This is a genomic window from Streptomyces sp. NBC_01092, from assembly GCF_045039535.1.
In the GTDB taxonomy this organism is placed as follows: domain Bacteria; phylum Actinomycetota; class Actinomycetes; order Streptomycetales; family Streptomycetaceae; genus Streptomyces.
The window spans coordinates 4,178,010-4,203,674 of sequence record NZ_CP108659.1; the positions used below are offsets into that span (position 1 = coordinate 4,178,010).

28 protein-coding genes are annotated in these 25,665 nt (G+C 68.0%); 19 read left to right on the forward strand and 9 right to left on the reverse strand.

Annotated elements, in window-relative coordinates; translation table 11 throughout:
• Positions 1 to 14 precede the first annotated feature (14 nt).
• The gene (locus OG254_RS18775; RefSeq protein WP_405583211.1) at positions 15 to 896 is read left to right on the forward strand and encodes a DUF4344 domain-containing metallopeptidase; all 882 of its coding nucleotides are present in this window, start codon (positions 15 to 17) and stop codon (positions 894 to 896) included.
• Between the two features lie 4 nt (positions 897 to 900).
• On the opposite strand, the gene OG254_RS18780 is transcribed toward OG254_RS18775, so the two are convergent.
• From OG254_RS18780 to OG254_RS18795, 4 genes are all read right to left on the reverse strand, one after another.
• Entirely contained in the window at positions 901 to 1,758 is an 858-nt protein-coding gene (locus tag OG254_RS18780) for a fumarylacetoacetate hydrolase family protein (protein WP_405583213.1), read from the reverse strand.
• Between the two features lie 137 nt (positions 1,759 to 1,895).
• The gene (locus tag OG254_RS18785) at positions 1,896 to 2,609 is read right to left on the reverse strand and encodes a YidC/Oxa1 family membrane protein insertase (RefSeq protein ID WP_405583215.1); all 714 of its coding nucleotides are present in this window, start codon (positions 2,607 to 2,609) and stop codon (positions 1,896 to 1,898) included.
• Between the two features lie 110 nt (positions 2,610 to 2,719).
• Positions 2,720 to 3,031, reverse strand: a complete 312-nt coding sequence (locus OG254_RS18790) for a DUF6412 domain-containing protein (RefSeq protein WP_147999513.1) — start codon at positions 3,029 to 3,031, stop codon at positions 2,720 to 2,722.
• Positions 3,032 to 3,112: 81 nt separating this feature from the next.
• Positions 3,113 to 3,640, reverse strand: coding sequence for a helix-turn-helix domain-containing protein (locus tag OG254_RS18795; protein ID WP_147999514.1), 528 nt, complete (start codon positions 3,638 to 3,640; stop codon positions 3,113 to 3,115).
• A 69-nt stretch (positions 3,641 to 3,709) separates the two neighbouring features.
• Between OG254_RS18795 and OG254_RS18800 the strand changes: the two genes are divergently transcribed.
• The gene (locus tag OG254_RS18800; protein ID WP_405583218.1) at positions 3,710 to 5,116 is read left to right on the forward strand and encodes an MFS transporter; all 1,407 of its coding nucleotides are present in this window, start codon (positions 3,710 to 3,712) and stop codon (positions 5,114 to 5,116) included.
• 24 nt (positions 5,117 to 5,140) lie between these two features.
• Here the strand turns inward: OG254_RS18800 and OG254_RS18805 are convergent, their stop codons facing one another.
• Complete coding sequence (locus OG254_RS18805) at positions 5,141 to 5,926, reverse strand: class E sortase (RefSeq protein WP_405583220.1); 786 nt, start codon at positions 5,924 to 5,926, stop codon at positions 5,141 to 5,143.
• Positions 5,927 to 6,269: 343 nt separating this feature from the next.
• Between OG254_RS18805 and OG254_RS18810 the strand changes: the two genes are divergently transcribed.
• The 4 genes from OG254_RS18810 (at position 6,270) to OG254_RS18825 (ending at position 12,871) form a co-directional block, all read left to right on the forward strand.
• On the forward strand, positions 6,270 to 7,742 hold the full coding sequence (locus OG254_RS18810) for a beta-1,6-galactanase (protein ID WP_351189933.1): 1,473 nt from the start codon (positions 6,270 to 6,272) through the stop codon (positions 7,740 to 7,742).
• Positions 7,743 to 7,827: 85 nt separating this feature from the next.
• Positions 7,828 to 8,208 carry a hypothetical protein gene (locus OG254_RS18815; protein ID WP_405583222.1) on the forward strand — a complete coding sequence of 127 codons (381 nt, stop codon included), beginning with the start codon at positions 7,828 to 7,830 and terminating at the stop codon, positions 8,206 to 8,208.
• A gap of 106 nt (positions 8,209 to 8,314) precedes the next feature.
• Positions 8,315 to 9,337 carry an SEC-C metal-binding domain-containing protein gene (locus tag OG254_RS18820; RefSeq protein ID WP_405583224.1) on the forward strand — a complete coding sequence of 341 codons (1,023 nt, stop codon included), beginning with the start codon at positions 8,315 to 8,317 and terminating at the stop codon, positions 9,335 to 9,337.
• Between the two features lie 396 nt (positions 9,338 to 9,733).
• Positions 9,734 to 12,871, forward strand: a complete 3,138-nt coding sequence (locus OG254_RS18825; protein ID WP_405595068.1) for a DUF3427 domain-containing protein — start codon at positions 9,734 to 9,736, stop codon at positions 12,869 to 12,871.
• Positions 12,872 to 12,883: 12 nt separating this feature from the next.
• Here the strand turns inward: OG254_RS18825 and OG254_RS18830 are convergent, their stop codons facing one another.
• Positions 12,884 to 13,555, reverse strand: coding sequence for an ATP-binding protein (locus OG254_RS18830; RefSeq protein WP_405583226.1), 672 nt, complete (start codon positions 13,553 to 13,555; stop codon positions 12,884 to 12,886).
• 178 nt (positions 13,556 to 13,733) lie between these two features.
• Between OG254_RS18830 and OG254_RS18835 the strand changes: the two genes are divergently transcribed.
• Together OG254_RS18835 and OG254_RS18840 are read left to right on the forward strand one after the other, a co-directional pair.
• Positions 13,734 to 14,582 (forward strand): helix-turn-helix domain-containing protein, encoded by an 849-nt coding sequence (locus tag OG254_RS18835; protein ID WP_405583228.1) that lies wholly within the window; start codon positions 13,734 to 13,736, stop codon positions 14,580 to 14,582.
• Positions 14,579 to 14,779: a DUF397 domain-containing protein gene (locus OG254_RS18840; RefSeq protein ID WP_405583230.1), complete on the forward strand. Its 201-nt coding sequence runs from the start codon at positions 14,579 to 14,581 to the stop codon at positions 14,777 to 14,779. Before OG254_RS18835 ends, OG254_RS18840 begins: the two co-directional genes overlap by 4 nt.
• Here OG254_RS18840 and OG254_RS18845 read toward each other — a convergent pair.
• On the reverse strand, positions 14,776 to 15,351 hold the full coding sequence (locus tag OG254_RS18845) for a hypothetical protein (RefSeq protein WP_405583232.1): 576 nt from the start codon (positions 15,349 to 15,351) through the stop codon (positions 14,776 to 14,778). The genes OG254_RS18840 and OG254_RS18845 overlap by 4 nt on opposite strands.
• A 101-nt stretch (positions 15,352 to 15,452) precedes the next feature.
• Here OG254_RS18845 and OG254_RS18850 point away from each other — a divergent pair, with 101 nt between their 5' ends.
• The 9 genes from OG254_RS18850 to OG254_RS18890 all read left to right on the forward strand — a co-directional run bounded on the left by OG254_RS18850 (position 15,453) and on the right by OG254_RS18890 (position 21,457).
• Entirely contained in the window at positions 15,453 to 16,487 is a 1,035-nt protein-coding gene (locus OG254_RS18850) for a hypothetical protein (protein ID WP_405583234.1), read from the forward strand.
• Positions 16,488 to 16,622: 135 nt separating this feature from the next.
• On the forward strand, positions 16,623 to 17,363 hold the full coding sequence (locus OG254_RS18855) for a DUF6879 family protein (protein ID WP_405583236.1): 741 nt from the start codon (positions 16,623 to 16,625) through the stop codon (positions 17,361 to 17,363).
• Positions 17,360 to 18,208, forward strand: coding sequence for a helix-turn-helix domain-containing protein (locus OG254_RS18860; protein ID WP_405583238.1), 849 nt, complete (start codon positions 17,360 to 17,362; stop codon positions 18,206 to 18,208). The genes OG254_RS18855 and OG254_RS18860 overlap by 4 nt, the downstream gene beginning before the upstream one ends.
• 87 nt (positions 18,209 to 18,295) lie before the next feature.
• Complete coding sequence (locus OG254_RS18865; protein ID WP_405583240.1) at positions 18,296 to 18,754, forward strand: hypothetical protein; 459 nt, start codon at positions 18,296 to 18,298, stop codon at positions 18,752 to 18,754.
• A 113-nt stretch (positions 18,755 to 18,867) separates the two neighbouring features.
• Positions 18,868 to 19,158 carry a hypothetical protein gene (locus OG254_RS18870; protein WP_405583242.1) on the forward strand — a complete coding sequence of 97 codons (291 nt, stop codon included), beginning with the start codon at positions 18,868 to 18,870 and terminating at the stop codon, positions 19,156 to 19,158.
• A gap of 301 nt (positions 19,159 to 19,459) precedes the next feature.
• Positions 19,460 to 19,897 (forward strand): hypothetical protein, encoded by a 438-nt coding sequence (locus tag OG254_RS18875; RefSeq protein ID WP_405583244.1) that lies wholly within the window; start codon positions 19,460 to 19,462, stop codon positions 19,895 to 19,897.
• A gap of 102 nt (positions 19,898 to 19,999) precedes the next feature.
• The gene (locus OG254_RS18880; RefSeq protein WP_405583245.1) at positions 20,000 to 20,377 is read left to right on the forward strand and encodes a hypothetical protein; all 378 of its coding nucleotides are present in this window, start codon (positions 20,000 to 20,002) and stop codon (positions 20,375 to 20,377) included.
• 20 nt (positions 20,378 to 20,397) lie between these two features.
• Entirely contained in the window at positions 20,398 to 20,970 is a 573-nt protein-coding gene (locus OG254_RS18885) for a DUF5753 domain-containing protein (RefSeq protein ID WP_405583247.1), read from the forward strand.
• A 244-nt stretch (positions 20,971 to 21,214) separates the two neighbouring features.
• The gene (locus tag OG254_RS18890) at positions 21,215 to 21,457 is read left to right on the forward strand and encodes a hypothetical protein (RefSeq protein ID WP_405583249.1); all 243 of its coding nucleotides are present in this window, start codon (positions 21,215 to 21,217) and stop codon (positions 21,455 to 21,457) included.
• A gap of 94 nt (positions 21,458 to 21,551) precedes the next feature.
• On the opposite strand, the gene OG254_RS18895 is transcribed toward OG254_RS18890, so the two are convergent.
• Positions 21,552 to 22,526 (reverse strand): ankyrin repeat domain-containing protein, encoded by a 975-nt coding sequence (locus OG254_RS18895; RefSeq protein ID WP_405583251.1) that lies wholly within the window; start codon positions 22,524 to 22,526, stop codon positions 21,552 to 21,554.
• Positions 22,527 to 22,895: 369 nt separating this feature from the next.
• On the opposite strand from OG254_RS18895, the gene OG254_RS18900 reads away from it, so the two are divergent.
• Both OG254_RS18900 and OG254_RS18905 read left to right on the forward strand, forming a co-directional pair.
• A complete protein-coding gene (locus tag OG254_RS18900) occupies positions 22,896 to 23,618 on the forward strand; it encodes a hypothetical protein (RefSeq protein WP_405583253.1) in 723 nt (240 codons plus the stop codon).
• Between the two features lie 125 nt (positions 23,619 to 23,743).
• Entirely contained in the window at positions 23,744 to 23,941 is a 198-nt protein-coding gene (locus OG254_RS18905; RefSeq protein ID WP_405583255.1) for a hypothetical protein, read from the forward strand.
• A gap of 94 nt (positions 23,942 to 24,035) precedes the next feature.
• Here the strand turns inward: OG254_RS18905 and OG254_RS18910 are convergent, their stop codons facing one another.
• A complete protein-coding gene (locus OG254_RS18910) occupies positions 24,036 to 25,496 on the reverse strand; it encodes a hypothetical protein (protein ID WP_405583257.1) in 1,461 nt (486 codons plus the stop codon).
• Between the last annotated feature and the right edge of the window lie 169 nt (positions 25,497 to 25,665).

Here is a 25,665-nt window from a genome sequence, read left to right on the forward strand (position 1 = left end):
GGAAAGCCGTACACATGCCACGCAAGAGCTGGGTGGCTGCCGCGCTGACCGTGCTCGCAGTCACCGTATCCACGACCAGTTGTGCGACCGGCCCCGGTCACGAGCGTGCCGGGGCCGCCACGCACCAGGCGGCCCCGCGGCAGACCACCCCCGAGGCCACGGGCACGGGCGCGCTCGTTCCGGGCTACCAGCCGGGCGTCACCTCGCAGGACGTCATGGAGCAGAACCTGCTCCAGCAGAACGAGGTCCTGCAGAGCGCGGCGGCCTACGCCAACTCCTTGATAGCCCTGCCCCAGAACGTGCCCCTGACGGGGCAGAGCTGCGGCGAAGCCAATGCGATGTGGGACCCGGAGAGCCAGAGCATCGCCCTGTGCTACGAGTTGCTCGAGGTGTACCGAGGGTATTTCCAGGGCCAGAACACCACCGGCACCGAGGCGCAGCAGACACGGGCCGTCGACGACGACCTCATCGGCTTCACCAACAGCGTCGTGTTCCACGAGCTGGGCCATGCCCTGATCGACCTGTACGACCTTCCCGCCACCGGGCAGGAGGAGGACTCGGCCGACCAGCTCTCCATCCTGCTGCTGTCCCGCGACGCGCTGCACCAGGAGTACGCGGCCAGCGCCATCGAGGCCTGGGCGAGCGCCTGGCAGGCGGCCGAGCAGGGGCCCAGCGACGACCAACTCGCCGACGAGCACGCGCTCGACGCCCAGCGCTACTTCAACGCCATCTGCTGGCTGTACGGCTCCGACCCCGCCACGTTCCAAGGTGTGGTGCGGACCGAGGACAACCCTGACGCCCCGCTGCCGGCGACCCGAGCCGCGAAGTGCCCCGACGAGTTCACGAAGATCAACAAGTCGTGGAGCACCCTGCTGCAGCCCTACCTGAAGAGCTGACGGTTCACGCGTCCTTGAGTTCCTGCCGCTGCCGCCCCAGCCCCTCGATCTCCAGCTCCACGACGTCCCCGGCCCGCAGGAACGGCTTCGGCTCGGGCTGGCCGAGGGCGACGCCCGCCGGCGTACCGGTGTTGATGACGTCACCGGGGTACAGGGTCATGAACTGGCTGACGTAGCGCACGACTTCGCCCACCGGGAAGATCTGATCGGCGGTGGTGCCGTCCTGCTTCAGCTCGCCGTTGACCCACAGCTTCAGGGACAGGTTCTGCGGGTCGGCCACCTCGTCCGCCGTCACCAGCCAGGGGCCCAGCGGGTTGAACGTCTCGCAGTTCTTGCCCTTGTCCCAGGTCCCGCCCCGCTCGATCTGGAACTCCCGCTCGGACACGTCGTGCGCGACCGCGTACCCGGCGACATGCGCAAGGGCCTCCTCGGCCGAGTCCAGATAGCGGGCCGTACGTCCGATGACGACCGCGAGTTCGACCTCCCAGTCGGTCTTCGTCGAATTACGGGGGACGAGCACCGTGTCGTTCGGGCCGACGACCGTGTCCGCGGCCTTGAAGAAGATGACCGGCTCGGCGGGCGGCTCGGCGCCGGTCTCGCGGGCGTGGTCGTGGTAGTTCAGCCCGATGCACACGACCTTGCCGATGCGGCTGACCGGCGGCCCCACGCGCAGGCCGGTCGCGTCCAGCGCGGGCAGCTCACCGGCGTCAGCGGCGGCGCGGATCCGGCCGAGCGCGGCGTCGTCGGCGAGCAGCGGCCCGTCGATGTCCTGCGCGACGCCCGACAGGTCCCGCAGGGTCCCCTCGGCGTCGAGCAGCGCGGGCCGCTCCGCTCCCGCCGTACCGACTCGCAGCAGCTTCATGATCACAATCTCCCTCGATCGCGGGCGCCCGCCGACGGGTGCAGCCATCGGAGGACTGGTCGATCCTCCAAGGTCCACGGCCAGTCCGCAATACCCGGTTCACGTACTGGACCGTAGGGACCTCGGCATCACCGGTCTCAGCGGTACAGCGCGGCCCGCTCCACTGCGCTCCAGGTCGTGCTGGTCACCACGTACAGGGCGGCGGCCAGCGGGACGACGGCCACGGTGACCAGCGTGAAGAAGGACATGAACGGCATGACCTTGGTCATGGCCCCCATCCCCGGCACCGCCTCACCGTCGGCGACCGGCATCGCCGGATTCGCGGCCATCATCAGCTTCGTCCGGCGGAAATTGAACGCGGCGACACAGGCGACGACCACGAACAGCGCGACGTAGACGAGCCCCGCGCCGCCGAAGGCCCCGGCGGCGCCGAGCGCGTCCGCCCACCGGTCCCCGAGGGGCGCGGCGAACAACTGGTGCGAGAGCAGTTCGTTCGCCTGGCCGCCGATCGTCGTGTTCGAGAACAGGTGGTAGAGGAGGAAGAAGGCGGGCAGCTGGAACAGGCTGGGCAGGCACCCGGACAGCGGCGACACCTTCTCCTTGGTGTGCAGCTCCAGCACGGCCTGCTGGAGCCGCTCCGGGTTCTTCGCATGCTTCTTGCGCAGCTCGGCGATCTTCGGCTGCAGCCCGGCCCGCGCCTTCTGCCCGCGTGCGGCGGCCCGGGACAGGGGATGCACGAGCAGCCGTACGAACGCGGTGAACAGGATGATCGCGGCGGCGGCCGCGCCGGCGCCGAACAGCGGGTCGAGCAGATCGGCCAGCCGCTGAACAAGGTCGGCGAATACGGACATGGGTGAGCCCTCCGGGGGTCTCGTCGTGCCGGATGAGGAATGCCGGGAATCGGCATGGCGGCATGACGACCCGCGTGGGGTCACACGTCTCGGATGTGTCGGTGCGTGCCCTACGCGACGGTCGCCGGGAGGGCGTGCCCGGGTGCCCTGGGGCGTGGCCGGCCCGAGGCGTCAGGGTCGCGCTGGGGCAGGAAGGCCGTACGGCGGGCCCGGTCGCGGATGGCCGTACGCACGCGCGTCGGCGCCACGGCGGGCGCGGCACGCGAGGCGAGCAGGGAGCACACGGCGAACGCCGAACCGGCGGCGGCGGTCGCGGCGAGCGCGACGGTCGCGGAGAGGCTGCCGGTGTCGAGCAGCACGATCTCCAGGAAGAGCAGCACCAGCGCGGCGGCGGGACGCGGATTGGCCCAGCTGCGGATCATCGGCGGCCCCTCCCCTCGCGTGTGCGGTCCGTTACGACACTCGTCCTGACGTTCGTCCTGACGTTCGTTATACAGGATCCGTCACGCCGGCTCGGTCTCGATGGGCTGCAACAGCCGCTTGGGGCCGAGCAGTGCCCGGCTGACCGGGTCCGCCGGGTCCGGGTCGAGTCCGGGTCCCGGCGTCATGAGGACGTCCTCGACCGGTACGACGGTTGCGCAGGCGGGGCACTCGCCGTACGGCCCGAGTTCCGTACCGCACTGGGCGTGCAGGAAGTAGCGCAGCCGGGCCTCGCCGAGTTGCTCGCGCCCCCACAGGCCGAGCGAGCGCAAGGTGGGCCACAGGGCGATGCCGCGCTCGGTGATGACGTACTCGTCGCGCGGCGGCGACTGCTGATACCGGCGCTTTTCGAGGATCCCCTCGGCGGCGAGCGACTGGAGGCGGGCGGCCAGGACGGCGCGCGGGATGCCGAGGTGGACGAGGAAGTCGTTGTAGCGACGGACGCCGTACAGGGCGTCGCGGATGACGAGCAGCGTCCAGCGCTCGCCGACGATCTCCAGCGCCCGGGCGATCGAGCACTGCTGGGTCGCGTAGTCCTTCCCCAATGCCATGCCGACCACTGTAACCCCTTTTCACCTTCTTGGTTCAATGAATGAACCTAGGATGTTACGGTGGGCCGCATGCCAAGGTTCAATGAACGAACTCTCCCCGAGGCCGCCACCGCAGCGGCCGTGCCGTCCCCCGCCGAGCCCGCTCCGAACCGGCGCGCCACCCTCGCCCTGACCAGCGCCGCCACCGCCGTCGCCCTGATGACGTACACGGCGCCGATGGTCACGCTCCCCCAGACCGCCGCCGCCCTGCACACCCCGCTCTCCGCCCAGGCGTGGCTGCTCAACGGCACCCCGCTCGGCCTCGCCGCCCTCCTGCTGGTGGCCGGCAGCCTCGCCGACGACTACGGCCGCCGCCGGATCTTCGTCGCCGGCACCTTCGCCCTGGGCATCACCACGGCCCTCGGCGCCCTGACGACCACCACCTGGCTCTTCACGCTGGCCCGCATCACCCAGGGCGCGGCGAGCGCGGCGCTCCTCGCCAGCAGCCTCGGCCTGATCGTCCACGCCTTCCCCGACCCGCGCGGCCGGCTGCACGCGACCGGCGTATGGGGCGCCTTCGTCAGCGGCGGCATCGCGCTGGGCCCGGTCGTCACCGGCGCGATACCGAACTGGCGCCTGTCGTACGGCGTCCTGGGCGCCGCCGCGCTGATCGTGGCGGCCCTGTCCGCGCGCAGACTGTCGGAGTCACGCGCACCCCGCGGCGGCCGCCCCGATCTCGCCGGCGCGGTGACCTTCGGGCTGGCCCTGGTCTCCCTGGTGGCGGCACTCACCCTGGGCCGGGACGGCTGGCTGCGGGCACCCGTGGGCCTGCTGCTCCTGGCGGCCGTGGCACTGCTGGGCCTCTTCGTCGCGGTGGAACGCCGTACGGCGACACCGATGATCGACCTGTCCCTGCTCCGCCGCCCCCGCTTCCTCGCGTCGTCCGCCGGCGGTCTGTTCACCGGACTCGCGGTGATCGGCCTGTTCAGCTTCCTGCCGGCCCTGCTCCAGCAGACGCTCGGCCTGTCCGCGATGGACACGGCCTGGCTGTTCCTGCTCTGGTCCGGCCTGTCCTTCGCGGTGGCCCTCCAGGCCCGCAGACTGTCGGGCCGGATCTCACCCCGCCACCAACTCGCCCTCGGTTTCGTCCTGCACGCGGGCGGCGTCCTGGCGATGCTGGGCGCGCTCGACGCGGGCTCCTGGCCCCGGCTGCTGCCCGGCCTGCTGATCGCCGGCGTCGGCAGCGGCCTGCTCAACGCCGCGCTGCCCCTGCTCTCGGTGGAGTCCGTACCGGCCCAGCGCGCCGCGATGGGCTCCGGCGCCCAGCAGACCTTCCGCTACATCGGCTCCTGTGCCGGCGTGGCCCTGACCATCGCCCTCGCCACGTCCTCCGGTGGCGGACTGGCCCACGGCGCGGACACCGTGATGACGGTCTCGGCGGGACTGGCACTGCTGGCCGCGGTGGGCGTGGTGGCGCTACGAGAGCGGGCGGCCTGACGGGCGGCCTCATTGCCCGCGTACTCAACGCGGCCGCATCGAGACGAGCTTGCCCCACACCACCAGCCGGTACTTCGACGTGTACTCCGGCGTGCAGGTGGTGAGCGTGAGGTAGTAGCCGGGCTCCGTGTAGCCGTGACCCCGCCTGACGGTGGAGCGCGGGACGGGCTGGATGACGCCCCCGTCATGGGCGGCGGTCTGCGGCAGCGTCCGGTCGACGGCGTACGTGTACGTCGCGCTCCGCGTCTCGACCCGGATGGTGTCCTTGGGCGCGAGCCGGTTGATGTACCGGAAGGGCTCGCCGTGGGTGTTGCGGTGCCCGGCGAGGGCGAAGTTGCCCGCCCGGCCCGGCTGCCCGGTACCGGGGTAGTGGCCGACGTAGCCCTTGTTGAGGACGCCGCTCTTGCTGACGCCCTCGGCGACGGGGACGCGCAGGTGGAGGCGGGGGATGGTGAGGATGGCGTAGGCCCGGGACCAGTCGGGTGCGGGCTGCGCCGCGGACCGGCGCCGGGTGCCGGCCGCGCGCTCGGGCGACCCGGTGTCCGCGGGGGCGGGTTCGGCCGTGGCCGACGGCGCCGCCACGGCCGTACCGGAGTCGCCGCCCGCGCCGTCCCAGGCCCGCTCCAGCGCCCGGACCTCGCGCGCGGCGCCCTCCCGCGCCTCCCGGTTGGTCCACCACATCTGGTGGACGACCAGCAGCAGAAGCACCACCCCGACGGTGACGAGCGCCTCGCCGCCACTCCACAGCACGCGCCGCCGCAGGGCACGCCGCCGCAGCCCGCTGTGCCGCACGACGCGAACCCGCTCCATCCGTGAGCCTCCTCGCGCTTGTCTCGCGCTTGTCTCGCCGGGGCCGCCCGCACGATAGGTGCCGGGGCGCGAGGTCTCCATACCTGTGCGCACACGGTCCGCGCGGGGCGTGCGCGCACGGGTCTGGAGACCTCGCATCCGTCCTCCCCGCATCCGGCCTCCGCGTCCGGCCCCCCGAACACCCCGCCCCCCTTCCTCCACAGGTTTGAGAAAGGGCTGTCGGAACCCTCGACAACCCCACGCGTCACACCCGATGCTTCGTGTCGGCATCAACGGGACAGGCCACGGAGCCGGTTCGACGACGACACCGCCGACACCGGCCGTTGAGCGAAGCGGAGAAGTCATGATCCGACGCAGAACTCTGCTGGCGGCGACAGGCGGCGCATTCCTCGGCGGCGCCCTGGCGACGGGCACCGCACACGCGGACGCGACCATCGCTGTCAACCCCGGCACCTCGTACGGCACTTGGGAGGGCTGGGGCACCTCGCTGGCCTGGTGGGCCAACGTCTTCGGCGCCCGGGACGACTTCGCCGACCTCTTCTTCACCACCAAGTCGGTGACCTACAACGGCACGACGCTCCCCGGCCTCGGCCTCAACATCGCCCGCTACAACCTCGGCGGGTGCAGCTGGAACACGGTGAACGGCGAATCGATGGCCGAGTCGCCGAACATCCCCGCCTTCAAGCAGATCGAGGGCTTCTGGCAGGACTGGAACAACGAGGACCCCACCTCCTCGGCCTGGAAGTGGACCGCGGACGCCAACCAGCGCGCGATGCTGGTGAAGGCGACGCAGCGGGGCGCGGTGAGCGAGCTCTTCGCGAACTCCCCGATGTGGTGGATGTGCAACAACCACAACCCCTCCGGCGCGGCCGACGGCGGCAACAACCTCCAGACCTGGAACTACCGCCAGCACGCGTCGCACTTGGCGGCAACGGCGTTGTACGCCAGGAACAACTGGGGCGTGAACTTCGCGACGGTCGACCCCTTCAACGAACCGGCGTCGAGCTGGTGGACGGCGACCGGCACCCAGGAGGGCTGCCACCTCGACCCCGCGGTCCAGGCGGCCGTACTCCCGTACATGCGCAGCGAGTTGGACGCGCGGGGCCTGTCAGGCATCCGCATCTCGGCGTCGGACGAGACGAACTACGACACGGCCCGCTCGACCTGGTCGTCCTTCAACTCCTCCACCAAGGCCCTGGTCAGCCAGGTGAACGTGCACGGCTACCAGGGCTCGGGCGGCCGCCGCGACCTCCTCTACACGGACGTGGTGACGACGTCCGGCAAGAAGCTGTGGAACTCGGAGACGGGCGACGGCGACGGCACCGGCCTCGCCCTGGCCTCCAACCTCTGCTACGACTTCCGCTGGCTGCACCCGACGGCCTGGTGCTACTGGCAGGTCATGGACCCGACGACGGGCTGGGCGCTGATCGCGTACGACGCGAACACGCTGCAGCCCACGACAGTCCAGACCAAGTACTACGTAATGGCCCAGTTCAGCCGCCACATCCGCCCGGGGATGAGGATCCTCGACACGGGCGTGAGCTACGCGGCGGCGGCCTACGACGCGTCGGCGCGCCGCTTGGTGATCGTGGCGGTGAACACGTCGACGTCGGCCCAGACGTTGACCTTCGACCTGTCCCGCTTCACGACGGTGAGCGGCGGCTCGGGCGGTCTGGTCCCGCGCTGGAACACGGTGACGACGGGCGGGGACCAATACCGGTCGTACTCGAACACGACGCTGAGCGGGAAGTCGGTGGCGGTGCCGTTCGCGGCGCAGTCGGTGCAGACGTTGCAGATCGACGGGGTGGTGATCTGACGGAATCCGGCAGGGCGGACGCCTCTCTGGAGGCAACCGGAGCGGCCTGCGGGGCGTCGTGAGCCACGTGACGAAGGCGGCAGCGGTGGAAGCGACGGAAGACGACGAGCGCGGGCGCCGGCGGCCAGGCCTGCTGGCGCCCGCGCTCGCGAACCTGGCCCTCGGGGTACCCGCGATCGTCCCGCTGCACCTGACGTACTGGCTGCTGACGGACTACCTCCCCTCGGACTGCGACGCCTTCGCGTCCACGCCGCAACTGTCGAACTGCGACTACCACACGCTCGATCACGCCCCGGTGCTGATGTTCCTGCTGGCGCTGACCGGGCTGATGCTGCTGCTCACGCTGCTTGCCGTGGACGTCCTGGGCCCACGCCGCCGTGCCGATCCCCGCCCCGGCAGGTGGCTGGCCATGGCGACGCTGATCCCGGTGCCGTTCGTGATGCTGCTGTGCCTGGCGAAGACGTGAGGGCGACGACGCCCCCTCCCGGCGACGGCCTCGACCAGGCAATATCTGCACCCTGTTCCCCTCTCTGTTCTCCGCACCGCCACCCCTGGGCAGTACGGTGTCCCCCATGCGCCCCGACACGCCTGCCGAAAACGTCGACCACACCGCCGAAGCGGCACGCCTGGAGCGAACCGCCGGCCTCTACCCCGAGGACGCCGAGGCCTTGCTGCTGCGCGCCGCGGCCCACCTGGAACTGTCCGGCGACCGCCCCGCCGCGACCGCGCTGTACGACCGCCTGCTGTCGTCGTCGACGCCCCTGGAGGACCCCCACCTGGTACGGGCCCTGAAGGCCTCGAACCTGTGGGAGTACGGCCACGAGGCGGAAGCCCGCGCGATCATCGACGGCGTCCGCGCAGCTGCCCCCAGGGACCCGGCCCCCTGGGTGATCATCGCGGAGGCGCTGGAGTCGCATGACGAGCTGGAGGCAGCGCAGGAGACGTTCACGCAGGGGGCACGGCTCCTGCTGACGGACGCACCGGAGCCGCCGTACTCCACCCGCCCGCTGCTCTTCGGCCGCCACAGGGTCCGGCGGATGCTGGGCGTGGCCCACGACGAGTGGGACGCCTTGGCGGACACCCTCCACTCGATGCCGATCTCCCTGGACGAACTCCACGACCCGAAGCGGGTGTGGTCCCTGGGCTCGGACAATCCGGCGGAGCTGGAGGCGGAGATCTCGCGGCTGCGGGCCGAACTGGGCGCGTATCGGGAGGCCCTGTCCCGCCCGTTCCCGGTGGCGATACTCCACTGGACGGGGGATGAACTGACGGAACTGGTGACGGCGTATCCGTCCCTGTCCGCGGAGTACCCCTCCCACGAGGAGCACCTGGCGACGATAGAGGGCTCGCTGAGGGAGCTGTCCGCCTCCGGCACCCCGAACCTGGGCATCGTGACAGGCACGGTCCCGTCGTACGAGGCCTTCGCCGCATCGGAGGGCTCGTCCCCGGAGGACCCGACCCTGCTGCCGCAGTACGCGACGACGCTGGCGGCGCGGGGACGGGCGGTGGCTTGGCCGCCGCAGCGGGGGGCGGGGTGCTGGTGCGGGTCGGGTCAGACGTATGGGGAGTGCCACGGGGCGCAGGCGCCGGCCTGACGCCCACACCCGCTCAACGCAGCCAAAGGCCGCTTAGCCAACCCGGCGTGCCCCCGCATCGCGAACGCGCCCCAACCCCGCCCAACCACCCAGCCGACCTGCCCCCAACCAACCTGGGCCACCCACCCCTCCGGGCCGCCCGCTCGCTTCTCCCCCGTGCTGGAGCGAGCCGGGTCAAGGGTGGCCCGCAGGGCCATCGGCGCAGCCGACGCGGAACGCAGCGCAGCGGAGTGAAGCGCCCTTGAGGCGGCTCGCGGAAGCACGACACTGACAAAGAAGCGGGCGACCCAACGGCACATACAGAGAAACCAAGCTGCCATTGGGGCCTGTCAGTGCCACCTGCTAGAACAGAGCCATTGCTGTGCGGGGATTGGGGAAATCAGCGTGGCTCAGCCGATGGATCTGTCGCAGCCTGTCGCGGGTGTTTACGAGGAACTCGTCACCCAACGCATGCAGGAACAGATGGAGCAGTTGAATGCAGCAGGTTGGAAGGCCATCGATGACGAGGTCAGCGAAGAATCGTCACCTCATGTACTCGCCCGCCACATCAGTCAGGCCGTAAGCCGGCGCCTCAGTCAGCTGCCGCATGACAGGCGCGTCGCCGTAGCCAACCAGATCATCGAGTCGCTCGCCTCCGACTCCGCCGATCTCGGAAGCGGTGATGCAGTCGAGGCCATCGCTGAGGGCCCTCGACAGCTCCTCGCTCTGGCCGAGAAGGAAGCCCCCGGCGTCTTCGCGGTACGCCCACTCACGCCTCTATCCGAGACCGCGCTCATCACCAACTCCCCCGAGGATCCAAGCCTCGGCAGCGAGCTGCGCGCTGAACTGGCAACAGCGGACCGCATTGATCTGCTCTGTGCCTTCGTGAAGTGGTACGGCCTTCGCGTACTCGAAGACTCCCTCCGTGCCGCCGCGGAACGCGGCGTCCCCATCCGCGTCATCACCACCACCTACATCGGCGCAACCGATCGCCATGCGCTCGACCGGCTCGTCCGCGACTTCGGCGCCGAAGTGAGGGTGAACTACGAGATCCGCTCGACACGCCTCCACGCCAAAGCCTGGCTGTTTCGCCGCAAAAGTGGCTTTGATACGGCGTACGTCGGCAGCTCCAATCTCTCGAAGGCTGCTCTACTCGACGGCTTGGAGTGGAACGTGCGCCTATCCTCTGTGGCCACTCCAGCAGTGCTCAACAAATTCGAGGCCACTTTCGACGCGTACTGGAACGACATCGCATTCGAGCCCTACGACCCCGATCGCGACGCCCACAAGTTGGACGAAGCTCTGCACCTGGCGGGCGGATCGGCATCCGGCCAAGACTCCAAGATCAGCCTCTCCGGTCTTGAAGTACGGCCGCACCCCCACCAGGCCGACATGCTGGAGCGGCTACGAGTCGCGCGCGAGGTCCATGGCCACCAGCACAACTTGCTAGTTGCTGCCACCGGTACGGGCAAGACAGTCATGGCCGCCCTTGACTACCGCAATCTGCATAAAGAGTGGGGCGGCAAGCAGTACCCGCGGCTTCTGTTCGTGGCACACCGCAAAGAGATTCTTAAGCAGTCCCTGCGCATGTACCGCGAAGTACTCGACGACGCATCCTTCGGCGAACCTCTGTTCAGCGGCGAACTCCCACGCGACTGGACGCACGTCTTCGCCAGCGTCCAGTCCCTCACCGACCAACGCCTCGACCAGTTCGCCCCGGAACACTTCGACATCATCGTCATCGACGAGTTCCATCACGCCACGGCTACGACGTACCGCCGCGTTCTCAACCATTTCAAGCCGAAGCAGCTCCTGGGCCTAACCGCCACTCCCGAACGCGCCGACGGCCTCAACGTCCAGGACACGTTCTTTGAGGGACGGATAGCCGCCGAGATGCGGCTGTGGGAGGCCCTCGACAACGACCTCCTCTGCCCGTTCCACTACTTCGGTGTGCCCGATGGGACGGACCTCACCCGCCTCGACTGGCGTTCTGGGACGTACGACCAAAGCCAACTCGGCGACTTGTTCTCCGCCGACCACGCGCGGGCCCGTATCGTCATCAAACAGGTACAGGACAAGGTCTCCGACCCGATGAGCATGCGGGCGCTCGGCTTCTGTGTCAGCCGGAAGCACGCCCACTTCATGGCGAAGTGCTTCCGCGATGCTGGCTTCAAGGCTGAAGCTCTGGATAGCGCGTCGACGCCCGAGGTTCGTGACCAGGTTCTCTCGCAGCTCAAGGCCGGCGAGATCCAAGTCATCTTCTCCGTGGACCTCTTCAACGAGGGCTTGGACATCCCCGACGTCGATACGCTGCTCCTGCTACGCCCCACAAGCAGTGCCACCGTCTTCCTGCAACAGCTCGGTCGAGGACTGCGCCGCACGCCGGACAAGCCCGTGCTTACGGTGCTCGACTTCATCGGCCAGCATCGCGCCGAGTTCCGCTTCGAGGAGCAGTTCCGTGCGATGACCAACCTGTCGCGCAACCGCCTCCTTGAGCACGCTGAGCACGACTTCCCGCTGCTGCCGTCCGGCTGCCAGATCATCCTCGAAGGCAAATCCAAGGATCTGGTGCTGAACAACATCCGCACCCAGATCAAGGCGACCGTCCAGACCCTCGCCAAGGAGGTCCGGGCCTTCGATACACCGCTCCTCGCGGACTATCTGAGGGAGAGCCGTCGCGAAATCAGGGAGCTGTACAAGTCAAGCAACTCGTGGACGTCGGTACTGCGCCGAGCCGGCCTGGCCGACCTGCCTGAACAGGCAGGCGAGGATGACTTGTTGAAGCGTGTTCACGCATTTTTGCACGTAGACGACCTTGAACGCGCTGAGGCATACACCCGCTTGTTGAGCGATGACGCACCGAGGTACGAGTCGCTCAACCCAAGGGACCAAACCTACGCGCGCATGCTCTTCTTCAACCTTTGGGACAAGGCTGGCGGGTTCAGCTCCTACGCGCAGGGACTTGAATCGCTAGGCGAGCAGCGGGCCCTGCGGAGCGAACTACGACAGGTACTCCACCATGTGATGAGGCAAGCCGACCACTTCCCCATTCCGTTGGATGGCCCGCACGCCCACATCCCTCTGAAAGTCCACAGCGCGTACAACCGCTCGGAGATCCTGGCCGCGCTTGGCGTCGCTCGCCTCGGTGGCCAGATGCCCGGATCCTTTGCACAGGGTGTCCTGTGGGACGAGTCGAACCAGACGGACGCACTGCTGATCACACTCGAGAAGAACGAGAAGGACTTCTCGCCGACAGTCCGCTACAAGGACTACGCGTTGGCCCCCTCCCTCTTCCATTGGGAGTCACAGAGCACCACCGCAGACACCTCACCCACGGGCCTGCGATACCAACAACACGAGCAACGCGGAAGCCACGTGCTGCTGTTCATGCGGCGCTACAAGGACACCGACATCGGCAAGGCCCAACCATGGATGCTGCTGGGCCCGGCCACCTACGTCCAGCACGACGGCAGCAAGCCCATGGCCATCACTTGGCGACTGCACTATGAGCTGCCTGCGGATGTGTGGTCGTACTCAGCCATCGCTACGAGCTAACCGACTCGGCGCTCAGACAACCTCGCCGATCTCGGCCTCAAAGTGAGACTGCGCCCGGTCGAGCACGTCATCGGGGTCATAGCCGCGTGCACGCAGCCAGTGCAGCAGGTCGGTCATGACCCCGATGGCAGCGTCCTCGACCACTGCCATGCTCAGCACACCGCCCTCGCCGTAGATCGCTCTACCGTGCGGGAGTCGCCACGACCCGTACAAGTCAAGAATGGCCTCGACTCGCGTGACACGGGGGCCGTTCGTCTGGCCGCAGGCGGCGGAAGCATCCGTAGCAAGCTCACACCACACCACCTTCGAGTTGCCTCGGAGGGACACGCCCCAGCGGTGAGCCGTCAGGGTGTCGACGAGCGCCACTCCTCTGCCCGACTCCAGCGCGGTACTGGCGGCGAGCAGTGTGGGCAATGACCGCGTATCGGGATCCTCAACCTCCAAGCGTAGATATGGCTCGTTGAGCGCCATGCGTAGCGTGGCGGGCGTTCCCTCCCCAACGTGCCGGATGACGTTGGTCACCAGCTCTGATACGCAGATCTGCGCCGCGTCAACATGATCGGGGAGCCCCCACAGAATGAGGCGGAGCTTCAACATTCGCCGCAACTCAGAGAGTTGCCTTGGCTGGGCGACGAACTTGTGCACCCAGGGCTCTCGGCCGGCACAGCCGCTCACATACATCATCTTCGACCCCTCTCACGCGCTCCATCGCGCACAGCTTTCACGCAATGACTCTGAGTGACAGAGTTGCAGTGCATGTCCCGCCGTGCAACATGCATAAAGGGATTCCCCCTTTAGGGTGATTGGCCTTTCGCGCCCCTTCCGATGGGATGGAACATCCGCTATCCCCCGAGGAGTTGCCATGACCGGGTCCCCCACGGCTCGCCGTCGCCGCCTTGCGATCGAGCTCAAGCGGCTACGCGAAGAGAGCGGCCTGACCTGTAGCCAGGTGGGCAAGGAGCTGGACTGGAGCAGTTCCAAGGTCAGCCGCATGGAGACGGGGCAGGGGCGTGTCCAACCCTCGGATGTCGACGCCGTGTGCCGTTTCTACGGGACCGCCGATGAGCTGCGTGATCTTCTGAAGTCGCTAGCCAAGGAGTCCAAGACGAAGGGGTGGTGGCACGCACACAGCGATGCGATCCCTGCGTGGTTCTCTGTGTACGTCGGCCTCGAACAGGCAGTCTCCGACCTGCGCACCTATCAAGCCGAGTTCATCCCCGGCCTGCTGCAGACCAGGGAGTACGCATCCGAGCTGAGCCGCGCATGGGTCGACCACACCCCCGAGGACATTCAGCGCATGGTCGACGTCCGGGTGCGGCGACAAGAGCTCCTCACCAGCGAGAGCGCGCCTGACCTATGGGCCGTCGTCCACGAGAGCACCCTGCTGCACACGATCGGCAGCCGCCAGGTCATGGCCCGCCAGCTCGAACGTATGCTGGAAATCCAGAGGTTGAAGAACGTGACCGTGCAGATCCTGCCGTTCGATGCAGGCGCCTATCCCACCACCGGGTCGTTCACGGTCCTCGGTTTTCCAGAGCAGGAGGACCCAGACGTGGTGTACCGAGAGGGGCTTACCGATTCGGTCTACCTCGAGGAACCCAAGGACGTTGCCCTCTACACGAAGGCATTCGATCATCTCAGGGCGTTGGCCCTGAGCCCTCAGCGCTCGGCCTTGCTGATCACAAGACTCTTGGAGGAGAACTCCCGATGATCCCGCCGTCGAGCACCCCGTGGCACAGGAGCAGCTACAGCAACGGCATGGGGGGCGAGTGCCTAGAGATGGCCTCGTTCGCTGGGACTATCGCCGTGCGCGACTCGAAGGTCCCCTCGGGGCCGCACCTAACTATCAGCTCGCCCACGTGGGAAAACTTCATAGGCGTGATTTCTCAGACAAGCCAGCCGCGCTAACTGACGGCCTGCATAGGGTCGCGAACTATCTCTCCGGCTCTCTGGAGGAAGGTGGCATAAGCCTCGTTCATGCCACCCCTCGCCTGTTCGTAGTTCGACCACTCTGGTATCCGACCTTGAGAAGTTGCCTGCTCTGCTTGAAGCAAGGACCTGACTGACTCAACTGCTCTACGAGTCAAGGCATATGCCAGCGCCCTTGCCTCGTCCGGCCCCCATAACGCCAACAGGCTTGTCTTGTCTTGCAGGTCCAGCGTGGCCCGCCGCAGTGCATCCTTGGTTGCTACGTCAAGCGGGACTCCACCCCTGACCTCAGGCGTGATTCCTGCGAGCACATCATCAAGAGCCGTGTAGGCCGCGAGGAGAGAAGCGAAGGACTGGTACCGCTGGCTACGCACCCACTGCCAGTGCTCCGCTGCCGCTTGCCCCTGAACCTGTGCGAGCGCAGCCTCAACAGCCTTGCGCCCACCCGCCTTTGCTCCACGCTCGGCGTACCTCCCCGCGATCACAGCCCCAATAACCGCTGCTATAAGACCGATGCCACCTGCTACGACCGTCGCCGTCGCGTCACCCATGGCACCATCCTCACCTGGGCCGTGCACTGTCACAACGTCACCACAAGCGAACCGCATCAGATCCGTCACTCTGTGCCTACTGAAACCACTAGCCTCGGATCATGACGACCCACACGTCCGGGCCTCGCCCCGGTCAGATCCTCACGCGCGCAGAAATACATCCCATACTTGGCGGGGCCGGCTACGCCGGAATCTGCCCAGCGGTCGAGAAGAGGAACGTTCTCATCTTCTCCGACAGCAAGGTGGGCGAGCGCTTCGGGTACCGCGACGGGTGGCTTGCCGAGGATGACGACATCGGCCCCATATTCACGTATACCGGCGCCGGGAAGCGCGGCGATCAAGCCTTAGAAGGTGGCAACAAGGCAATACTGGAGCACGTCGACAAGGGCCGCACCCTGCACTTATTTATCGCCGTGGGTAAGGTTCCCGGAAGTGATACTCGGACACATGCATACATAGGGGAATTCAAGGTCGATGCGCGCAATCCCTTCGAAATAAGGGAAGCCAAGGATGAACTAGGCGCAGATCGCAACGTAATCGTCTTCCGCCTACGCCCCACCGGCCCGCACATCCGACGGGAAGAGGACACCCTCCCGCGCGCCACGCAGGCCCGCTCCCGGTTTAACCGCAGCGCAGCCAAGCTCACTCGCGCCTATCGACGTCAGAAGCGCCAGCAACGCCAACTGTCCGACACCGAACAAGTAGCCGCTGCTCGCGATGACTTGGCAGACACCTTCGAAGAGAGCTCTCTCGTCGCAGGAGAAACGATCGGTCAGCTCGAAGTATCGATGCGTGACGCAACGGCCCAGCTCATGGTCGAGCTCTACAACCCAACGAGCAACACGGTCTATGAGCCGACAGGGAGTGCGGCCAGCGAGTCGATAGCGGAAGCTATGACTCAACTCCTTCTAGCACGCCACCACTTGAGAAGCATTGCCCACAGCCAGCCTCTCCACCTGATGGTCCTGTCCCCCGAGCTCCCCCGCGAGGACCTACGGAACCTGCTCGCCGAACACGGGATTGGCGTGGTGTATCGCAACGAGAGCGGCGACTTCTCGGAGTTCGCGGCCAGCACCTCCACCTCAGGCAGCGCCCCTCGCGCCTTCCGCTGCTTGGATTGCCCGGTGCCCGCCTAAGGCTGTCTCGTAGACAGGCCTGCTTGCACGCAATCCATGCCTACAGCCCAGGATGCGCAATCTGCTGCAATCTTTGAGCGTGCTCAGGCCGGCACCCGCATCCTGGATCTCCAAGCAGCACAGGTGGAGGGCGACATGACACTCAGGTTCCTCGGCACAACCAGCGACGACGGCGACTGCCCCACCCTCTACGAGATCGAGGGCACAGACGAGATCCTCGTCCAGGGCGAGCGGGAGACCGACCCGGAGCACCTCGCCCAGCTGCGGGACGTCAAGGATTCCGAAACCTTCGTCCGCGTGCCGCGCAGCCTGCTGACCCGCTACGCGCCCAGGAGCGATGCCCCCGAGCTCCAGCCGTTCGCCTCCATCTCGCATCTCTTCAGCGACTTCAAGCACACGGCTTGGCGCCTCGAGGCGCGCTGCGGCTACGCCTCCGACCGCAACAGCCCGAAGTGGCCACGATTCCTCGCAGGAGAAGACATCGCCCGTGACCCCGACAACGCCTGGCGGGAGAACGTCCGCGTGCAAACGGCGAAGGGCAAGCGGTTCGGACGTGTTCGGCTGGTTGATGAACCGCCCACTCAGGGGCAGGAGTTCCTCCTGGCCAGCGCCCCCAGCAACATCGCAGCGGGCGAAGACATCCGGTACCTGACGCGTTCCCAGGCGCGGGAATTGCGGCTGCCGGACCACGACTTCTGGCTCTTCGACTCCAAGATCCTCGCCCGTTTCGCGTTCGACGACGAAGACACCACCCTGGGTGTGTACGTCACCCAGGACCCGGCCGAGGTCCTCGCCGCCTGCCAAGTCCGGGACGCAGCCTGGCACCATGCCGTACGTACCGAGGAGTTCGCCAGGCCGGTACGTTCCACCATGTGAGCACGGACTACCAGACCGCCAGAGAGGCACTCGGTGCGCGGCTTCGTGAGCTGCGCACCAAGGCCGGTCTCGAAGGTAAGGACCTGGCTGCCAAGGTCGACTGGCAGCCCTCGAAGGTCTCCCGGCTCCAGAATGGCAAGCAGACTCCGTCCGCAGCAGACCTGACAGCTTGGGCGCAGGCCTGCCGCCGCCCGGACGTCGAGCCTGAGCTCCAAGGGCTCCGTGCCGGACTGGAGCTGAAGCAGCGGCACCGCTCCTGGCGACGCCAGTTGGCCGGCGGGCACCGCGGCCGCCAAGAGATCGCCGTACGCCAGACCCAGGCGACGAAGGCGATCCGCGGGCTTGAAGTCTCACGCGTTCCGGGGCTGTTCCAGACGCCGGAGTACGCCCGCATCATCTTCGAGGCGAACGCCGAGTTCCGGGGTATCCCGCCTACCACTGAGGCCGCCGTCGAAGCCCGGATGCGTCGCCAGGAAGCGCTGTACGACCCCGACAAGACGTTCCGGTTCCTCGTGTGCGAGGCAGCGCTATACCACCGGCCGTGCCCAGCAGACGTGATGGCTGAGCAACTGGACCGGCTGTACAACCTGGTGGGCCAGCGCCGGATTGAGCTCGGCATCCTGCCGTTCGGCACTCAACTGCGCCGTACGGCTCCGCACGCCTTCTGGATCTACGACCGCAGGCTGGTCATCGTCGAGACGATCAGCGAAGAGCTGTGGCTCACCGGCGAGGACGACATCCAGCTGTACGAGCGGGCGTGGGACTGGCTCTCGGAATCCGCCGAGTACGGGGCGTCGGCGCGCCGCCTGGTGGGCCGCGCGCGGGCGTCTCTGGACCTTGCCTGAGCAACCAGCCGCAAGCACGACAATCGTGTGCGCAATCAAGCGCAATCGCTGGCCAGGTGCGCAATCGAACTGCCTAACGTCCTGGTCATGGCCACGAACCCCATCCGGTTAACCCTGCAAGCGGGCCAGGACTGGCTTCTGTCCTGCACTCGGAATCCCAGTGCGGTCTGTCGCGCGTGGGCCGCGGACGAGTTCGCGCGGATCCCGAGCGGCGACCACTGGCTCGTAGTCGAGGGACCATTACTCCAGTCCATCCAGGCCATGAAGCACGTTGGCGGCCAAAGGCTCGGCCCCGTCCTGGTGGATGCCCCGAAGAGCCGGGCCTGGTGGCTGGTGTCTCCGGGCCTCGGTAACGAAGTAGGGAACGTACCGCAGTTGACCGTGCACGCGTCCGGCTGGCAGCTCGCGTGCCCGCCAGTCCTGTACGCGATCAACGAGCGCCTGTGGCTGGAGCGCCCGGACGGCTCGGGCCGCCTTACCGATCCGACTGCGCTGGGCATCGCGTTCGGCCGCACCGGGCGACCTCATGCGGAGGCACTCGGATGACGACCAGCCCAACTGCGTCCGGTGCGACTTGCGACGAGCCCGATGCCCCATCGCTCGGAGAGCTACTTGCACGGTCTGCCACCGGCCTCCGCGAGCGCACCGCGGTACAGGCCTTGGCTGAAGAGGAGAAGCTCCTCGCCCTGAGCAATGTCCGCGCGGCGCTCGTGACGAAGGAAGACGGCGTCATGACGTGCCGGTGGGAGAGCATTGCCGGACGCGTGTACACGCTCGGACTCGATGAAGGCGAGCGTGCATTCCTCGGGCTGGTGCTGTCGATCGTCGGCGTGCAGCGAAGCCACCTGGCCGCCGTTCGGTATCTGGACGAGCGCCGCTTGAAGATCGTGCTCCAGGCGATGGTGCGGCTGGCCGGCAACGACCGGATCGCGATCGGCACGCGTGTCTGAACCGTTGCGGTCAGCGCCGTAGGCCGGCCGAAAGGCCGCCGGATGCGCCGCCGTCCGGCGTCATCACATCTCATTCCCGCTCTTCCCGCTGTGTACGGGCGAGTGCTACCTCACGCGGTGCGGTGCAGAAGCCCCTCTGCCGGGTCACACGACACACGTCCAGCGCCGCGAGGGAGAGCTCCCCGAAGGTCCTCCAACCGTGAGGTGAATTCGTGCTCCACACGACCCTGTTCCGCCCCGACCAGCGTCCGGTCCTGGCCGCATCCGTCAACGGAACAATCATGAAGCGGGAGACCCGACGATGACCACCGCCGTCGCAGCCCAACCACGTACCGGCCGCTCCCTCGTCACAGACACCGAGTTCGACACGCTCGCCGCCTTCTGCGCCGACGAATACGGGCTGGAGCGCTGTGCCGCTGACCGCGTTGTCGACCAAGCTCTGGCATTGGTCTACGTCATGGGAACGACTGGCGAGGGCGCCGCCATGGCCCCGTCCCAGCTGGTCGACCCCGGCTGGCACACGCTCATCCTGCACACCGGGTGGTACGCCGACTGGTGTGAGCGGCAGTTCGGCTACTTCCTGCATCACCAACCCAACTCCAAGGTCCGCACGCACGGGCTGATGACGGACGTCGTCGCCAGGATCCGAGCCGCCGGCTTCGAGGTCGACGAGCGGCTGTGGGGCACTGCGGCCGACTGCAATCCACCCACTTGCTGTGGCGACGGGCCCTGCTGCTGACCCCTGCGTTCCCCATCCCCTTCTACGAGAGGGGCGGGGCCTGCCCTGCCTGCCCTGGCCCGATGGGTCTGCCCCTCTCGTCATCCCAGAACGGACCCATCCGTGTCCCTCACCGTGCTGACCGCAACCAGCCGCGTGACCGTCTTTCCCCTCGAAGACCTCTCCATCGCGTACACCACCCAGTCCAGCGATCAGCGCGGCCTCGGCGACGTCGGTCTCGTCACCGTCGTCGATGAGCTGTCCGACGGCGAGGAGCTGTGGCAGCTGGCCTGCAGACTCGGAGGGCGCAACAACGAACAGGATCAGGCTCGTTGGATCCTCACTCAGGCCGGTCGTGCTCGGGTGGTGAGGTCACCGGCCTACGACGATTGGGCGGACGTTCCATGGACGGCGCACGTGCGTCGGCGCCTTGAACTCGACGCGCTCTACGCGAACCACGACGTGCTGCTCACCGGTCGCATCACGCTGGCCTGCAGTTGATTGAACGAGGGAGAGTCCAAGTGAAGTTGGAACCGGCATCCGCTGTGGATGATGTACAACGCGAGCTTGCCGCATTGGAAAGGAATGCCGTGCGTCTGCGGTATTTCCTCCCGGCGATCCCCACCGGACTGATCCAGACACCCGAGTACATGCGGTGTGTGATGACGCGTGCATCGGGCGCCGCCGACATGGACGTTGAGCAAGTCATCGCGCGGAAGCTGGAACGTCAGGCCGTACTCGACGACCTCGACAAACGGTTCGAGTTCCTGCTCACCGAGTCGGCGATCCGGTGGCAGCTGTGCGAGGCGGCCGTGATGGCCGGACAGATCGAGCACCTCGTATCGCTGTCCTATCGCCCGAATGTCGACCTCAAGGTGCTTCCGCTGACGGGCCGGTTCTCCGAGGTTCCGTTCAACACCTTCACGCTGTATGACACCAGCCTTGCCACATTGGAGGTGTTCACCGGGCGAGTGGTGCTGCGCGACGCGTCGGCCATCGCGCGCTACGACCGGATCTTCGACTCTCTTGCAGAGCGTGCAGGTGTGGGGGAAATGGGGAGGCAGATGCTCGCCGGGTGGGCTGAGTGCTTCTAGGCGGGCACGTGATCGGGCAGGGCTGACGCCTTCTCACTCGCGGGGATACGGACCCCGACTTGTGCCGGCTTCGGTGGAGGCTGTTGCAGCTGATGGGGCCTCATGGCGTCCGAAGCTGATTGACCCTCATGGCCGTGGCCCGTATGGCAGCTCCGATGAGCGCCCCGGGAGATATCGGATTAGCCTCCGAAATGAGCGCAATGTGGATCTTAGGTATGCGCTCTACTCGACCCAAGGAGGAGACATGCGCAAGCTTCAGAAGGCCGCTCTTGCGGCCGCGATGGTCGGGACCCTCAGCCTCATAGCCACCGGCACCGCCTCCGCCGACGACCACGGCCATGGGCACGGGCATTGCAAGTCGCACGACCTGAATGTTGACGTTCTCGGTCAGGTCGGCTTGCTCAACGGTCTTGCCGGCAACCTGGCCAACGGTGAGGGCCACCCCGGCGCCCAGTTCAACAACGTCGGTTCCAGCTGCCACCACTGAGCGACCTGGAATCCGACACGTAGTTCACCGAAATGGGCCCCGGTGCCCTGGGCGACGAGCCCGGGCACCGGGCCCTTCTTTCATGCGGTCGCTTTCATGCGTTCCAGTAGTCCCGCTTCGCCAGCTCCACCCACGCATCCGGCGGGCCCACGATCGCCCGCGCGTCCGTCAGGCGCAGGCCCGCCCACGCGCACGCGTACGCCACCGCGTCGTGGCGGAAGAGGTAGGACGACAGGACCTCCTCGGCGGAGGACTCCTCGTCGGGGGCGCCTCCCGGGTGGAGGTCCCAGCCCTCTATGACGCCGTCTCTGGTGATGCTGCCCTGGTTGCCGCTCTTGGGGTTGGCGTAGAGGCCGTAGCTGATGGTGCCTCGGGACAGGCGGGTGTGGATGCCCGGCATGGACGGTGCGTAGCCCCAGGGCTGCGCGACTACGCAGCCGCCGGGGACCGTCGTCACGCCGACGATGTGCAGGGTTTCGTCCAGGTCGCAGGCGTACGGGTCGTCGAGGATTTCGGCCACCTCCGCCTCATCCGCCGGCGTTGCCTCCAGGCGGCTCACCGCCTCCTCCGCGTCGATGCCGGCCACGCAGGCCAGGCCGAAGCCGTCGTGGTCGATGCCGGTCAGCACGTCGGTCAGGCGTCTGCCCTCCTCGGCCGCCGCTCGCTGTGCGTCGGTGAGGCCGGGCTCGCCGGGCGGCAGGGAGAAGAGGTCCGGGGTGGGGCCCGCCAGGCTGAGGCGTCCGGGTGACCAGCCGCCGAGCAGGGGGCGCCAGGGGTCGGCTCCCGCGGCGGCGAGAGCGCGGGCGTTGTCGGGGTGGTCGCACATGACGGCCTCCCACAGGGCGGTCGTGCCGTCCTCCAGGGCGTCCACGTCCGCCACGCGTCGGGCCAGTTCCGCGACGACCTCCGGTGAGCCGTGGGCCGCCGCCCGGTGCAGCGGACGGCGCCCTCCGCGGCCCCATCGCTCGGGGTCGGCGCCCTGTTCCAGGCGGCGCCTGATGTCGTCGTGGTCCTCCCAGCCCTGCCAGGTCATGCCGCTCCAGCCGCCGTCCTCACGAGCCGTCACCATGCCACCTCCAGACGCGATACGAGCTCCAGACGCGATACGAGCTCCAGATGCGATACGAGGGTCGATGGGCCCGCCCGCTGCCCGTGACGGCCAACCTCCCCACCCCCTCCACTCACACCATCGCAGGCGGCACTGACAATCCCCTCCTCCCTCGGGCAGCCGCGGCAAAACCAAAGTCGCAGCGCCGTAGACCATCGGCCGATGGCAGGGCCTACGGCCCCTCGTCAGACTCGGCGTTGCGCCATATCGGCGACTGGCAACCGGCAACCGGCGCAACGGGAGAGCGCCGGTGCGGTGGTGAGTCGGTGGGCGCGCTGGATCTGACGCGGCATGAGGACGGGGGACAGGGTGACGGATACGGGGCGCACCGTGGGTGCGAGAGGGCGTCTGGAGAAGGTGGGGAAGGGTGATCCGGGCGTCGGTGATGTCACCGTGCTCAAGGAGTCGGCCTGGGTTCTGACACTGTTTTGGGTGGCGTGCGGGGCCGTCGTCGGCTGGCTGGTCACCCTTCTTGCCGAGTGGCTCGTGACGTTGTCCTGGGCTCCCTTGCGGGGGCCGGCCGAGCTGCTGACGTCCGTACCGGAGCCCTGGCTGACCATCGGTTCCGTCGCGGTGGGGGCGGCGGTGGGGCTGGTGGTCGGGTTCATCGCGGTGCACGAGTCGCTGTCGGTGTGCGTGTCCGACGGCCGTGTGGTGCTCGGCGTCAGGGACTCGTCGCAGGAGTTCGGGCGCGACGAGATCGCCTTGGCGGTACGGGACGGCAAGCAGCTCGTGCTGCTGGGGCCGGACGGTATGGAGGTCGCGCGGGAGGAGTGCCATCTGTCCTGGACGCGGCTGGCCGATGCCTTCGCCGCGCACGGGTTCCGGTGGGCGGACGAGGATCCGCACCGGGAGGAGTTCCGGCGCTGGGTGCCCGGGATGCCCGGGCTGCCCGTGGGGGCGGACGCGTTGCTGAGGGCTCGTGCGGCGGCTCGGGAGAAGGACGAGGGCGCGGCGGACGCCCGGGAGCTGCGCGGGGAACTGCTCGGGCTCGGCGTCGTCGTACGGGACGAGAAGGAGCGGCAGTACTGGCGGGTGCCGCCGCGGTCCTGAAGGGCGGCGGCCACCAGGTCACCACTCCCCGACCGCCGTGTCGACAGCCATAGGCCCTGCGGAACAGGGCTTGTCATACCGACTGAGAGGATGGCGGCGACCCTAGAGGAAGAAGGGGGATGAGCATGGCAGTGCTCGTCTTGGTCGGTGTCCTGGTGCTCGTCGTCGGGGGATGCGTCTGTGTCGTGTGGGCTTCACGCGGAGGCCCGCGCTGGGTGCGCATAGTGGCCCAAGTGACCATGGGGCTGGGCGAAGTGGTCCGGGTGCTGGCCCGTAGCGGGCGGAAGTCGGGGTCGGGGTCGAACTCCGACTCCAGTGACTGACGCCGTACGGCCGCCGTCCTCCGACCGCCACCACGCGAACGCGGGCCGCGCCGCCGGGTGTTGAACGGCAGCGCGGCCCGCGTCGTGGGACGGGTCAGGCGGTCTTCGTCGGGGGCGGGCTCGCCGTCGCCGTGGCCTTGCCCTCCGTCAGGAGCCACTCGTGGTGCAGGGCGCCCAGCGGGATCCTCGTCTGGAAGACGGGGGTGCCGAAGATGGTCAGTTGGAGATTGAGGGAGCCGGTGAGGTCCACGCCGCCGTAGATGGCGTAGGTGCCGGTTGCCGAACCCGTGCCGTCGGCGGAGCCCTCGGCCGTCGCGTCGGCGTGGGCGCGCAGGTACGGGGCCAGGTCGGCGGTGACGCCCACCGCGCCGTAGAGACCCACGGTGGCCTCGGCGCCGAGGGCCGCCTTGACGTCGCCCGCGGCCGTCACCGTGGTCTTCAGGGGCTCGCCCGTCATGTCGGACTCGCTGACCGGGGTCCAGCCCTTGGCCCAGGAGAAGCTGCCGCCGACGCGGAAGTCGCCCTTGAGATCCTGTTCGACGTCGACAGTGACCTTGCCGTCCGCGTTGACCTGGAGGTAGCAGGTCAGGTCGAGGTTGACGACGACGGGGATCGGGCCGACCTGGATCACCGGGTCGGAGTGGAGCTGGGCGAAGGGGATGCGGATCGGCTTGCCGTTGGTCGAGCCGGCCGCGCGGCCCTTCAGGGACCACTGGGAGGCCCAGTCTCCGGACAGGCCCAGGAAGGCGGCGCCCGGTGACGAGCCCGTGCCGGCACCGTCGTACGAGAACGCGACTTCGGGGGCCAGCTGGACGAAGCCCTTCACCGACGCGGCCGCCGACGCCGGGGCGCCCTCGGCCGTGGAGACCGCCGCGCCCACGTCGATCCGCAGGCTGCCCAGCGGGAGTTTCGCGCCCTCGGGGCCGAAGTGGAGGTCGCCGGTCTTCGCCCAGGAGACCTTCACGCCGTTCACGAGCGGCTTGACGTCGACGGACGACGGGTCGACCGGGACCTCGCCCTCGGCCTTGCTCGCGCCCAGCACGGAGTTGAGCTTCGCCGGCTCGGTCTCGACGGTCGTACCGCCGGTCTTCGCGGTGCCCACGACGTCCGTGACCTCGGCCAGTACGCCGTCGGGGGCACCGGGGGCGGGCGCGCTGGCGATGATGTCGCCGACGGCCACCGCGGGTGGCGCCGCGGGGCTGGAGGTAGGACTGGACGAGGAACTCGTCGAGGGGGTGGGCGTCGGCTTCGTCACGGACGGCGCCGAGATGACGGCCCGTCCGGTCTTCCTGTCGTACGAGGCGACCTTGAGGGAGGACTTCTTCGCCATGCCGTCCCCGTCACCGCCGGCCACGGCGGTGGGAGTGGCCGTACCGGACGGGGCCGATACGACGGCGAGTTGTTCCTGGGCCGCGGCGGGGTTGGGGCTCTCCGAAGCCGTGGAGGCCGCCGCGTCCGTGGTGGTCGAGGTGTTGGTGGAGCAGCCGGTGGTCAGTACGGCCGCGAGAGCGATCGCCGACAGTACGGCGTGGCTCTTGAACTTGGGTCTGTGCATGCGTGTTCCTCGGGAGCGGTGTATGGGGGTGCGCTGCAGGAGGTGACGCATGGGGAGCGGGCATGCCGGTCAACCAGGCATGCCGAGAAAGCCGTTCCGGCGCGGTGCGCGGCCGGTGGTTACCCCCCAGTAGTCATGCATGAGCATGCCAGTACGGCGGGGGTGGCAT